An 11,918-nucleotide genomic window follows, 5' to 3' on the forward strand; every position below is an offset into this window, starting at 1 on the left:
ATGTCAAATCCACAAGTTAAAGCTTTTTTTGATGAAAATAGTCATACCTTTAGCTATGTTGTCAGTGATCCACTAACCCATGATTGCGCAATTATTGATAGTGTGCTGGATTATGATGCGGCTTCTGCGACAACTTCCACTACACATGCGGATGAAATCATTGCTTATATTCGGCATCATGCCCTTCAAGTACAATGGATACTGGAAACGCACGTACATGCGGACCATTTAACCGCTTCACAATATTTAAAGTCACAAATTGGCGGAAAGATTGCCATGAGTGAGAAAATTGCCGTCGTTCAGGAGACTTTCAGTGCGATCTATCATCTTGATATAAAGTATTTTAATTCCCAACAAATATTTGATCATCTATTTAAGGATAATGAATCTTTCAAGATTGGGCAGTTAGAGGCATATAATATTCCAACGCCAGGTCATACACCGGCATGCTTGAGCTATGTGATAGGGAATGCCATCTTTATCGGTGATACCCTGTTTATGCCTGATTATGGTACAGCACGTTGTGATTTCCCTAAAGGCAGTGCAGACCAGTTATTTGATTCGATACAAAAACTTTATCAATTACCTGAACAGACCCGGGTTTTTCTTTGTCATGACTATAAACCCGAAGGAAGAGAGGCGTATGTTTGTGAAACCAGTATTCAAGCTCAAAAACAATCCAACATACATTTAAATGCTACAACTCTGAAACCGGACTTCGTGCATATGCGACAGGCCCGTGATGCAACCTTATCTATGCCTAAGCTGATCTTGCCTGCAATTCAAATCAACATGGATGCGGGGCGTTTTCCGGAACCAGAAGCCAATGGAATTCGTTATTTAAAACTCCCGTTAAATTATTTTAAATCCTAAGGTATTGAAAAGGTAGCAGCAGCGTCATCTTGATGTTTATACTCAAAATAGCCTAAGTAAATATAAATTCTAAAATACTTGCTCCAGCAAACAGCAACAAAATCTCAAAACAAAAATTTTGTACTTTATGAAAGGGCTATGTTAAAACTAGCTCTTATTTTGGAACTTGTAGCAGTTAGGATATAAAAATGACCACCATCTATTTAGTCAGACATGGCCAGGCTTCATTTGGCAAAACTAATTATGATGAGCTGTCAGAAAATGGTGAAGCACAAGCGAAACTTTTGGGTCAATATTTTAAGAATATTTTTACTGAACAGCCTTTTATCGTTTCAGGAAGTATGAACCGTCACCAGCAAACTACACAGATTTCCCTACGTGAGTGTTTTCCTCAGGCATTGTACAAGACCGATGGATTATGGAATGAATTCAATCATCAACAGGTCTTTTCACTTTATGAACCCAGATTTTCTCAGCCAGAACTATTAAAGCAGGAAATCTTTAAAGAAGTTGATCCAAGAGCTTATCTGGCACAAATTTTTGATAAGGCGATTGAGCGATGGGCCGATGAAGCATTTCATCATGAGTACGATGAAGCATGGCCTATTTTTAAAACCAGAGTAGATCAGGCATTACATACTTTATGCACAGAATTGGCAGAACAGCAGCCTAAAGAAGCTATCGTATTCACTTCCGGAGGCGTCATTTCCGTGATTATCGGAAAATTACTTGAGCTGAGTGTACAACGCACTTTTGCGCTAAGCTGGTCCATTGCCAATACGAGTGTGACGACATTAAAACTGAATAATGGAGAGCTTCAGCTTCTCAGTATGAATGAACATCAATTTATCAAATCGAAGAATCCAGACTTGTTAACCTGGCTCTAACATTGAGCCAGTAAAATATTTAGAAAGGATATACGCGAGCTTTGTGCAGAATATTTATATTACATTATATTTCACATAATTTTAAAAAATAAAATACGCGTTAAGATATGACTCTTACTTGATAAATAAACAATTTAAAGATTTCAATTTCTTCATTTACATTAAAAATAGGAAAGAATATGTCTCAACATGATTTTAATTTATCTGATAATTTTAAATTGGGTATTTTTGCCTCTAATTGTTCAGGTGGTCTCACTGCTTCTACGCTGGAAGATGGTTGGGATGCCAGTTGGGCCAAAAATCTGGAACTGGCACAAATGGCGGATGAAGCCGGTATCGATTTTTTACTCTCTGCTGCGCGATTTATTGGACACGGCGGCGAAAAAGACTTTCATGGTACGGTGTTGGAAACTGTGACCTGGACATCGGCCTTATTAGCTAAAACCAATAAAATCCAGGTATTTGCTACATTACATAGTGCGCTAAATCATCCAATAGTTGTTGCCAAGCAAATTGCAACAATGGCTCAAATCAGTGGGCACCGGGTCGGGCTGAATATTGTGGCAGGTTGGAATAAGCCAGAATACGATGCAATGGGATTGCAGCTACCGGATGACCATGCAACACGATATGATTATGCCGATGAATGGTACAGATTGGTTAAAAAAACTTGGCAAAGTTCTGAACCATTTGACTGGAATGGGACTTTTTTTCAGACTAAAGGTACTTATGGAAAACCGAATTTGATACCGAATCCACCGATATTTAATGCGGCAGGCTCTAAAGAAGGCCGTGAATTCGCAGTTAAAAATTCAGATTTTTTATTTACACCTGCATCAGATCTTGAACGTTCCAAGACTGAAATTAAAGAACTAAAAAAAGAAGCTGAAGCACTTGATAGAAACATTAAAGTGTTGACCTTTTCACATGTGATTTGTCGCCCTACAGAGCAAGAAGCCCACGCTGAATGGGAGCGACAGCTGAATAATGCAGATCATGGTGCGGTTCAACATTTAATAGATACTTTATTTTCATTCTGTAAATCGTTTCCACCTGACTTATTTGAAGGATTGCGTCAACGTATCGTCGTTGGCCACGGCGGTTTTCCACTGGTGGGCACACCAAAGCAGGTTGCGGACGGATTGATTTCTCTAAAACACACAGGATTCTCTGGAAGCACCTTATCATTTTTAAACTATACCCAGGAGTTCCCATATTTTAGGGATCATGTTATGCCAATATTGAGAGAGAAAGGTTTGCTTCAATCTACTTACTAACTCCTATGGCAGTGGATGATGTTGAATAAAAACAGATCATCCACTGATCAGATGCTGGTTTTTGAGAGCTTTATTTGTATGACAAAAAAACATTCAATCGATTGATTTTTGAACAGTATTTCTGGTTTTTTGTGGTATAAAAATATCTCAATGATTAAACTTGAGAATAACAAATGTCTGAACAAAAATATCACTGGTATTTGATTGGTTATACTTTTAATGATGCCAGTAATAACGGAAATACAAGAAGTTTTAACATTCAACTGCCATTAGAATCATTTCTGCCTCCGGTTTCCAAAACAAAACTGAATGAATTGAATGCAATTGGGGCTGAATGGATTAAGCAAAGTGATCCTTCATCGCAGCCAGTGAACTTGTTTGCCATGTCAATTTGTTATCTGGGGGAGATGACTCAAACCCAATTTAATGCGTAAAAAAATGCAGGAATGTTTGAAAGCTAGCAAGCTACTGTGTAGAGAGCCGCTCAACATTCATTTTAATTATGCTATAAAATACCTTCATAAGATTGAGGGTATTTTATAAAAAACAATATTTCTAAAATATCCAAATACTTACAGAATATTCAAATAGAAGTGCTATAAAGTGATTTAAACAAATATTGGTAATCCAAAATTTATGTTCTATTAGACAGATAATTTTTTATAAATAACTTCTCTATATGCATTTTTTTAATGACTTCGTATTAGCCTTTTGATAAATTACCAGCATAATAAAGGGGTGTTTTATGACAAGAATTTTAATTGCTTCAATGCTATTAGCCTTGAGTTTTAATGTAACAGCGAATACTGATGATGAGTTAAAAGAACTCGGGATTATCGGACAAGATTTTAAGTTTATCGATCTTGACCGCGCGACCGAGTATTTTAAAAAATCAACAGAAAAAGTTTCAAATTCATTGACTTATAAATCAAATGAATTAGTAAAAATAACATCGGCATCCACAACACCATACTATTCTTCAGTAACATTTAGCCCTGCTGTAGATATATCGGAAGCTGAAGAAAAAGATTTAGCTAATTTTATAAGTACCAAGGAAAGTTCTCAGGTCTGGTGTAAAGAACTTTATAACGCTAAATACATGGGAGTTAATGACCATAAAGTTGAGGTCTTCTATAAGAATAAAGTTGGGGAGACTTTAGGTAGCGTTATCTTGAATAATCAAACCTGCAGATAGCATTTTGCTAAATTCAAATTTCCTATTTAAAAATAGGCTTTTACATCAGGCTTATTCAAAGGTTTGAATTTAACTTTTTGAATAAACAGAAAAAGTTAAGAAAGAATTTGAAAAGGTTTGCGGTTTGTTTATTAATTCATGACCTAACGATATCAAAAGACAAATAGATGCTTTAAGATCATCAGTATTATAACTTTATGTATTAAATAGTGATTTTATTTAGATTAAAAAGCCAACCTCTAAGGGTTGGCTTTTTTACTTTTCTAAAGTACAGGGAGTACGAGAAGAGCATCTTATTATCAAGGGCACGGGATACCATTGGCTTAAGAATCGTATTTATTCTCCTGAAACTAAAACCTAGGGGTTACTGTTGCTCATTATTGAATTATCTATTTAGTTAGCTGCTTTTTACTTATTGTCTGGTTGTAATGTACATAGGCGTAGCAACAATACACATATCACGTTCTTCATTAAGCTCTTCACACATAAGACCTCCACTCAATAAAAAAAATGTGCAAATCACACATTTATTGTTAAGTCCATCACAAAAAATGAGTGATTAGTCACCTTTCATCTGTAAGTAAAATTTATTGTTTGATAAAAAAATATTTATGTTTATATTCAAAAAACATATTACTAAATCAGGTAATGTGGAATTTCAGGATGAAATAAAATGAAAAAAACAGCAACAAAAATTTTAATCGCATCAACTTTAATATCTTTAACCCATCTAACTTATGCTCAGGAGTTTAAACGGTTCTCAGTCTCGGCAGGCTGGTTACATGTCATGCCCCAAGGAAAGGCGAATCCATTCAATATCAATACCAATGTTAAGAATGGAACAGTTACAAAAGTCGGAAGTATCTCTACGACTAGCTTTTTAAACTCAGTAGACCCTAATGCGATGGGAACGGATTTAGGAGGTGAAACCTTTAATCAAAAAGAATTCTTGGAGTTTGCATTAAAAGACCCATCCATGACAGCAATCTTAACTGATGGAAATGGTAATATCCTGCCTGAAGTTGCTGGTAGTGCTAATATTTATGGATTAGAAAACTGGCGACAGAATGATGCTGGTCTAGAAGTTGATGATGTCGATACTCTAGGATTAATGTTCAACTATTATTTGAATGATAAAGTGTCATTACAACTCATTGGGGGAGTTCCACCAAAAGTTGATATTAAAGGAAAGGGAGAAATTTCAGCACCTTTAAGTGGATTAGCAGTTTCCCCAAATGAAATTGTAAAGATTCTATTCCCTGATGGCATTACTTTAGGTCAATCCGTTCCTATTACAAATTTAGGTAATAAATCTAAAGCAGCTACCGTTCGCGCGTGGACACCAGCAATAGAAGCACAATATCAGTTTGGCACAAGTGGAGTAGATAAATTCAGACCATATATAGGTGCCGGTCTGATGTATGCCCATTTTAATCAGATCAAGCTTAATGAAGGTATCCGGTCCGATTTGATTTCTGCAGGTCATATGATTCAAAACGTATTAGATGGAAAAGGAGGAGCAGCCTTAGACCGAAAAGTTTCGAGTGGTGATATGACCGTTAGAGTTGATGCTGATGATGCGATTGCACCAATTGTTTCAGTTGGTTTTACTTACGATTTTAACGATTCCTGGTTTGGTGTAGGTTCAGTCTCTTATGCAAAACTTAATAACGAAGCAACAATTAATGTGATTAACAAAAATACAGGGAATAAGCTCATCCATGCTACAACAAAAATTGATATTGATCCGCTGATTACTTATGTCGGTGTGGGGTATCGTTTCTAGATAAGATGACCAAGCCCTTAAGAAGGGCTTGGTACTCCAACTTTATAAAAATATGATTCGTTATGTTTCAAATAACTTAACGAATATAGCCCTTTTTTAATAGTTTTGAGAAGGCAAAATTATATAGATTTATGAGTGGGTTAATGACAAATCTTCCATACTCTTTCCACAAAGGCATACCTACAAGGTTAAGTAAGAATGCTAATGTAAATGCGCCTAGCATATCCAGAGGAAAATGAACACCCAAATAAATTCTAGACCATGCGACCAACCAGGCTAAGGCCAAGAAGAATAAACCAATTCTTCGTTTTGAGAACAAAAATGAAAAGGCAATCGTACTGAAAAAGAGCATATGGCTACTAGGGAAGGATCCGCTTGGTGCATGGTCAATCAATGTTCTCCCAATTTCCATAACAAAAGGTCGTGGGTGGTAAAAATAACTAGAAATTATTTTGCCAATAATGAAAGCCAATAAAGTAAAAAATGTTGCTTTTATAAGTTGTTTTTTTACATTTAGTCCACCCTTAAACCAGGTGATGAGAAAAATAAGAACAACGATATAAAACAAATCATTAGCAATAAAAATAGCTGCTTTTATAGTCCAGTCAGAAGCAACTTCTGAGGCATTTAATGAATGAAATAAACTTAAATTTAAACGCTCTAGAGACATACGATTCACCTAAACAAAACTGGAAAAGTATATCAATTTCAGGTTGTAACTTCGGAGTCGGATTGCTGTGTCTTTGTTAAAATTCGAGCTCAGATATATTAAGCGGGTGACTTTATTATTGCAGTCATGGATGGCTTACGCGCTAATAAGAATGATAGTAAAGCAAATGCCAATTTATAGAAATTGGCATTTTTATAAAAATCAAAACGTTTCAATTATGAAATTTTATGGTGAAGCCATAAGAAAAGGTTTTTATAAACTTCTTCTCTAACAGGAGGTTTAGACAGTACCAGATCATGTAAACCGTTTTTTATAGCCAAAGTTTTTACGTCACCCTTCATTTTTTTTGCATTTCGTACCATATCATTCACATTGAGAATAATATCGCTTTGTTGAGCTTCAATTCCCCATTTTCGAGGCTGTGCAGACTGTTGGGAGTGCATGATCAGAGTTGGTACATTTAAGCGTACACCTTTATGAATCTCTTTTTGTGCCTTGTGTATAGCACGAATAAAACCTAGCTGCACAACAGGAAGATCTTCAGGTTTCCATTCTAAATTGAAGTCCCATTCACCATAAAAGTTTTGGTGTAAGCTTGGGGTATACCACTGATTTAAACCGCCAGGAATTTTGACGGAAGGCAAATATTTTCCAACTTTACTGAGTAGCGGGATTCCTATGATCTTTTCAATTTTATTTTTATAGAAATCATAAAACGGGCTATTGGCCCACAATGCTTTAATTAAAGGATGCTTTGGATGGTGAGCTGCATAAAGTGTTGCAATGAGACCGCCGGTAGAATGTCCAGCAAGCAAAAGTTGATTGTGATTTTCTTATTGTATAATCTCAAGAGCTTTATGAATTTCCTCTTCATATTCAAGTAAATCTCTTACATAGAAAAGTTTTTGGTGGGGGAGTTTTGAACGGCCATATTTTCTGAGATCGAGTGCATAGAAGTTATAACCTTGCTGGTTGAACTGTTCTGCCATTTCTTTTTGAAAATAATAATCAGCGAAACCATGAATATATAAAACAGCTTTCTGTGTCGCTATTGTGGCTTTTTTACGAATGGGGGTTGCGATTACTTTTCCATCATAGTCATCTGGAAGATTTAAGCTCAATTGCTGATAGCCTTCACCTAATATATCTGCTTGATAGCTATAGTTATTCATAGCAGTCATTTCACACCATTTCAGTAAAAAAAACAGTAAGAATACTAGGTGAAAAGGACATGAACTGAATGTAAAAAGTTACAGCGAAAAGGTAATTAAATGTAGGGATATTACTAAAATATGATAATTAATTTAAATAATATCAATTTTAAACCATATTTTTGTTTTAAATTATCGTATTGCGATATTATATTTCTTTTTTCTTGATGCATCATGCATGATATTTAAGCAAGAGACCTGCTTTGTCGATGCATATTGGTGTAATTAGGGTAATTGTATCGAGCTCATGCGTTCCTCAGTATTTGCTCGGAGTAAGCCATTTAACTATCAATAAAATTGATAGTTCCTAACTTTTTCTGTCAACGGTATGAGGTTATTCTAACCAAAACTAAGCACAGATTATTGATGTTCTCAATAAATTTTACATGATTAAAAGAAAGGTACATTACTTAAGAAATGTGCCTTTTTTATTTCATTTACTTAGTTTATTTTTTATTTTTTGAATGCGACGTGATGACTTCAATACACGTGTTGAACTCAAGCTTAGCTAAATTTTGGTAATTTAATATGAATAAAATGCATGTAATTTTTTCAGTAATTATTGGTTTAATTATTGGCGGTATTTTTGGCTCTTTTGGCTACTCTAAAACTGCTGCACGCTATGATGCAATGACTACTGCATGTGTAATCGTTAATCAGGCTGTTGAACATGAAATTTTAAAACCTGAACAAGTTAAACAACTAGGTGAGTTAACTGGCCAAAGCTTAAAGAAAGATTATGCATCGGTTGCCTCAAAATTTGAATTCTCTGAAAAGAACTTAGCCAATGCATCAGAAGGTTCAAACTGCAGTCAATTTGTAGTTGGTGTTAATTCAGCGAAGTAATAACAGAAAAAGCCCACGGTCAGTGGGCTTTTCTTTTGATGATTATGATTTGTAATTGCTGTTCATTAATAATTTATCCCATTGACTTATGTTTTTAACTTATAGCTCTTCGATTGCTCCATATCGTTTAAAACTCACATGAGCCTGATTTAATATAAGTTTGCCAAGCCTAAAAAATGCTTTTTGTGATTTTTGTAGATCTTAGCAACTGAATTTTGCTCAATTTATTGCTGTCCATATCGGCAAACTCAAAGCTTGACTAACAAAAGCTCCAAGCAAAAAAATAGAAAATTCGATAGAATAAGCAAAATTTCTCACTAATTTTAAAATTTGGCTCTTTATATAAATGACTGATATAGAAATAGAAACACATCCATTGCAACCGTTTCTACCATTCAATGCCAAGCTATTGATGCTCGGCAGTTTTCCACCTCCACAAAACCGCTGGAAAATGGATTTCTACTATCCAAACCTTCAAAATGACATGTGGCGGATATTTGGTCTTGTTTTCTTTCAAGATAAAAATCACTTTTTAGATTTACCCAATAAAAATTTTAAAGAGCAACAGATCCGTGATTTTCTGACTCAAATCGGTATTGGAATATTTGATACGGCGTATCAGATAAAACGCTTACAAGGCAATGCATCGGATAAATTTTTAGAAATCGTTACACCCACAGATTTATCAAAGTTACTAGAACAGATTCCGCTGTGTCATACCATCATGACTACGGGAGATAAGGCCACAGATACATTGATGCAGCATTTCCCCGATCAGCCGGTCAAACCGCTGATTGGTCAATCTGTACAGGTTAAACATCTCGATCGGGAGTTGAATTTATATCGATTACCGTCTTCATCACGAGCCTATCCTTTAGCATTAGAAAAGAAAGCAGAGGTCTATCAGCAATTTTTTAAACAAATTGGTTTAATTTAATTATATAAAAAGGGAAATAAATGAGGGATGTTGAAAGCCCAATTGATTTAAGAATTTTCGCTGATGCTTTGGAATGGCAAGAAACGGCGAATATAAAGTGGCCGTGGCGAAAGGATTTCTTTGAATATTATGTCAACCTAATTAGACAGCATGTATCTGGACAATGTCATGTATTGGAACTTGGTTCTGGACCTGGATTCTTAGCTCAACATTTGCTCTCACAACTTGCTGATCTTCGATATACCGCTTTCGATTTTTCAGAAGCAATGCATCAACTGGCACAAGAAAAACTTAATAATACTGAAAGAGCTCGGGCAACCTATATTGTTGGAAATTTTAAAGAGACTGGTTGGCAAAATACTTTTACTCAGCAATATGATCTGATCATTATCCATCAAGCATTACACGAGTTGCGACATAAACGCTATGCAACCGATTTTCATAAAATCGCAAAAACCTTGTTAAAACCCCAAGGCCATTATTTAGTATGTGATCATTTGTGTGCAGCACATGCAATGCAAAATGATCAGCTTTATATGACTAGACAAGAACATGTGAATGCACTTGAACAGGCATCTTTTACACAAATCAAGATGCCGTTAGAGATAGAAGGGCTATGTTTATTTGAGATCAATTGGGTTTAATTAAACAAGCTTCGTTACATCATCCATTCAACTGGAAAATAAGACACAACGTGCATGGTAAAGCGCTGGAATCTGGTGCTTTCAGGGTCATGATGATGCTCAACCACTTCACCATTTGGCTTATGTTCATACCAGACGATATTGCCGTTCTGATCTAATTTGAGCTGATAGGCCACTTGTAGCAAATGCTGATTCAGCATGGCCGTAATCTGGTCTTGTAAATGGTCAGATTCAACCACTAAACCAACTTCAGTGTTTAAATGCGCAGAGCGCGGATCAAAGTTAAATGAACCAATAAACACCTTTCCATCGACATCAAAAAATTTGGCGTGCAGACTTGAGCGATTCTTGCCTTTCACCGGGATGACGCTCCCAGTCGCAATTTCATACCAAGTTCGTTTTTTACGTTCAATATTCGGTTTAAACTCATACAGTTGCACACCACTTTGTAAAAGTGGTTTTCGGTATTGACTATAAAAAGAATGCACTACGGCGACATCATTGGCAACCAGACTATTGGTCAGGACACGTACTTTTATCCCGTCTTTAGAGAGTTGATTGAGGTAGGCAGTTCCTTGTTGAGTCGGTACAAAATAAGCAGAGACCAATTCCATATGTTGTTCAGGTTTACCCATAATTTTCAGAACTTGAGCATATAAAAGCTGCTGATCTTTGGCTTTTCCTAAGGCCTTACTCGGATGATCAGCCACAAAATGCGCTTTTGCCCATTGAATTGGATAGTTTTGTAGACGTAGCTTTAGATAATCTTGGGCGGCTTCGAGTTTATCTTCGGTCGGGGTATCAACCTGATCTAATGCTTTATAGCTATTTCTTAAATCCTCAAGTTGCTGGGGCGAACCCGTACCTATTAATTGCTCTGTTGAGTAACTGAGTTTATTTGACCAGAATTCATCGAAAACCTGTTCCGCACGATCGACTGCTTTACCATAGAACAAAATGTCCATGTCGCTAAACTGAAACTGGTCACTGGCTTCAAAATATTCACTACTGATATTTCGACCACCAGTTACCGCAATGGAGTGATCGGCAATCGTAAGTTTATTGTGCATCCGATGATTAATCTGTTTTAGTCTAAAAACATAATCAATAAAGCGTAAATGCCTAAACTTGTAAGGATTGAAAATACGGATTTCAAAATTTGGATGTTGGGCGAGGGCTTTTAAGGTTTTATCTAATTTTATGCCATTCTGATCATCAATCAATAAACGGACTTTTACCCCGCGATCAGCTGCTTTGAGCAACTCATACAACATCATGTTGCCGATCGCATCGTCATTCCAGATATAATATTGTAAATCAAGTTGATGCTTGGCATTTCGAATTAAATGAATTCGAGAGGCAATACTTAAAAAGGCATCATCCAAAGCTAAAAATGCGGTTAAACCTTTTTCAATATTAAGATCGGCTTGTGGATCATTCATCCACTTTGTTTTCGTGTTCAAGGAGTTACTCCGATCATGATTCTGATTGGGTGGCAAAGAACAGCCCCCCATTCCAACCATAATAACAAGTGTCATTATCTTAAAATGGTATGAATTGTTTATCATTTTATTGATCAAGCGTGTGGATCC

General features: G+C 36.0%; 11 protein-coding genes and 1 pseudogene. 9 read left to right on the forward strand and 3 right to left on the reverse strand.

Going from position 1 to position 11,918, the window contains the following annotated elements; all coding sequences use genetic code 11:
* The 6 genes from ACNQO6_RS07070 (at position 1) to ACNQO6_RS07095 (ending at position 6,018) form a co-directional block, all read left to right on the forward strand.
* A complete protein-coding gene (locus tag ACNQO6_RS07070; RefSeq protein WP_440208484.1) occupies positions 1-873 on the forward strand; it encodes an MBL fold metallo-hydrolase in 873 nt (290 codons plus the stop codon).
* A 188-nt stretch (positions 874-1,061) separates the two neighbouring features.
* Positions 1,062-1,760 carry a histidine phosphatase family protein gene (locus tag ACNQO6_RS07075; RefSeq protein WP_440208485.1) on the forward strand — a complete coding sequence of 233 codons (699 nt, stop codon included), beginning with the start codon at positions 1,062-1,064 and terminating at the stop codon, positions 1,758-1,760.
* 179 nt (positions 1,761-1,939) lie between these two features.
* Entirely contained in the window at positions 1,940-3,037 is a 1,098-nt protein-coding gene (locus tag ACNQO6_RS07080; RefSeq protein WP_440208486.1) for an LLM class flavin-dependent oxidoreductase, read from the forward strand.
* A gap of 173 nt (positions 3,038-3,210) precedes the next feature.
* Positions 3,211-3,471 (forward strand): hypothetical protein, encoded by a 261-nt coding sequence (locus ACNQO6_RS07085; protein WP_343581480.1) that lies wholly within the window; start codon positions 3,211-3,213, stop codon positions 3,469-3,471.
* A 311-nt stretch (positions 3,472-3,782) separates the two neighbouring features.
* Entirely contained in the window at positions 3,783-4,232 is a 450-nt protein-coding gene (locus ACNQO6_RS07090; protein ID WP_343578279.1) for a hypothetical protein, read from the forward strand.
* Positions 4,233-4,905: 673 nt separating this feature from the next.
* On the forward strand, positions 4,906-6,018 hold the full coding sequence (locus ACNQO6_RS07095) for an OmpW/AlkL family protein (RefSeq protein ID WP_343578282.1): 1,113 nt from the start codon (positions 4,906-4,908) through the stop codon (positions 6,016-6,018).
* A 76-nt stretch (positions 6,019-6,094) separates the two neighbouring features.
* Here ACNQO6_RS07095 and ACNQO6_RS07100 read toward each other — a convergent pair whose 3' ends face one another.
* Together ACNQO6_RS07100 and ACNQO6_RS07105 are read right to left on the reverse strand one after the other, a co-directional pair.
* On the reverse strand, positions 6,095-6,688 hold the full coding sequence (locus ACNQO6_RS07100; RefSeq protein WP_343578284.1) for a phosphatase PAP2 family protein: 594 nt from the start codon (positions 6,686-6,688) through the stop codon (positions 6,095-6,097).
* Between the two features lie 215 nt (positions 6,689-6,903).
* A pseudogene (locus tag ACNQO6_RS07105) lies at positions 6,904-7,869 on the reverse strand (alpha/beta hydrolase).
* A 558-nt stretch (positions 7,870-8,427) separates the two neighbouring features.
* Between ACNQO6_RS07105 and ACNQO6_RS07110 the strand changes: the two are divergent.
* The 3 genes from ACNQO6_RS07110 (at position 8,428) to ACNQO6_RS07120 (ending at position 10,326) form a co-directional block, all read left to right on the forward strand.
* The gene (locus ACNQO6_RS07110) at positions 8,428-8,745 is read left to right on the forward strand and encodes a hypothetical protein (protein WP_440208487.1); all 318 of its coding nucleotides are present in this window, start codon (positions 8,428-8,430) and stop codon (positions 8,743-8,745) included.
* 346 nt (positions 8,746-9,091) lie between these two features.
* Positions 9,092-9,682, forward strand: a complete 591-nt coding sequence (locus ACNQO6_RS07115; protein ID WP_440208488.1) for a uracil-DNA glycosylase family protein — start codon at positions 9,092-9,094, stop codon at positions 9,680-9,682.
* Between the two features lie 20 nt (positions 9,683-9,702).
* Positions 9,703-10,326: a class I SAM-dependent methyltransferase gene (locus ACNQO6_RS07120; RefSeq protein ID WP_440208489.1), complete on the forward strand. Its 624-nt coding sequence runs from the start codon at positions 9,703-9,705 to the stop codon at positions 10,324-10,326.
* A 14-nt stretch (positions 10,327-10,340) separates the two neighbouring features.
* Here the strand turns inward: ACNQO6_RS07120 and ACNQO6_RS07125 are convergent, their stop codons facing one another.
* Positions 10,341-11,849 carry a phospholipase D family protein gene (locus ACNQO6_RS07125; RefSeq protein ID WP_440208720.1) on the reverse strand — a complete coding sequence of 503 codons (1,509 nt, stop codon included), beginning with the start codon at positions 11,847-11,849 and terminating at the stop codon, positions 10,341-10,343.
* Positions 11,850-11,918 lie beyond the last annotated feature (69 nt).

The organism is Acinetobacter calcoaceticus, from assembly GCF_051947995.1.
Lineage (GTDB): Bacteria > Pseudomonadota > Gammaproteobacteria > Pseudomonadales > Moraxellaceae > Acinetobacter.

Coding starts and splice junctions, on each gene's coding strand:
- ACNQO6_RS07070 (WP_440208484.1), top strand. CDS start 1: ATGTCAAATCCACAAGTTAAAGCTTTTTTTGATGAAAATAGTCATACC.
- ACNQO6_RS07075 (WP_440208485.1), top strand. CDS start 1,062: ATGACCACCATCTATTTAGTCAGACATGGCCAGGCTTCATTTGGCAAA.
- ACNQO6_RS07080 (WP_440208486.1), top strand. CDS start 1,940: ATGTCTCAACATGATTTTAATTTATCTGATAATTTTAAATTGGGTATT.
- ACNQO6_RS07085 (WP_343581480.1), top strand. CDS start 3,211: ATGTCTGAACAAAAATATCACTGGTATTTGATTGGTTATACTTTTAAT.
- ACNQO6_RS07090 (WP_343578279.1), top strand. CDS start 3,783: ATGACAAGAATTTTAATTGCTTCAATGCTATTAGCCTTGAGTTTTAAT.
- ACNQO6_RS07095 (WP_343578282.1), top strand. CDS start 4,906: ATGAAAAAAACAGCAACAAAAATTTTAATCGCATCAACTTTAATATCT.
- ACNQO6_RS07100 (WP_343578284.1), bottom strand. CDS start 6,688: ATGTCTCTAGAGCGTTTAAATTTAAGTTTATTTCATTCATTAAATGCC.
- ACNQO6_RS07110 (WP_440208487.1), top strand. CDS start 8,428: ATGAATAAAATGCATGTAATTTTTTCAGTAATTATTGGTTTAATTATT.
- ACNQO6_RS07115 (WP_440208488.1), top strand. CDS start 9,092: ATGACTGATATAGAAATAGAAACACATCCATTGCAACCGTTTCTACCA.
- ACNQO6_RS07120 (WP_440208489.1), top strand. CDS start 9,703: ATGAGGGATGTTGAAAGCCCAATTGATTTAAGAATTTTCGCTGATGCT.
- ACNQO6_RS07125 (WP_440208720.1), bottom strand. CDS start 11,849: ATGGTTGGAATGGGGGGCTGTTCTTTGCCACCCAATCAGAATCATGAT.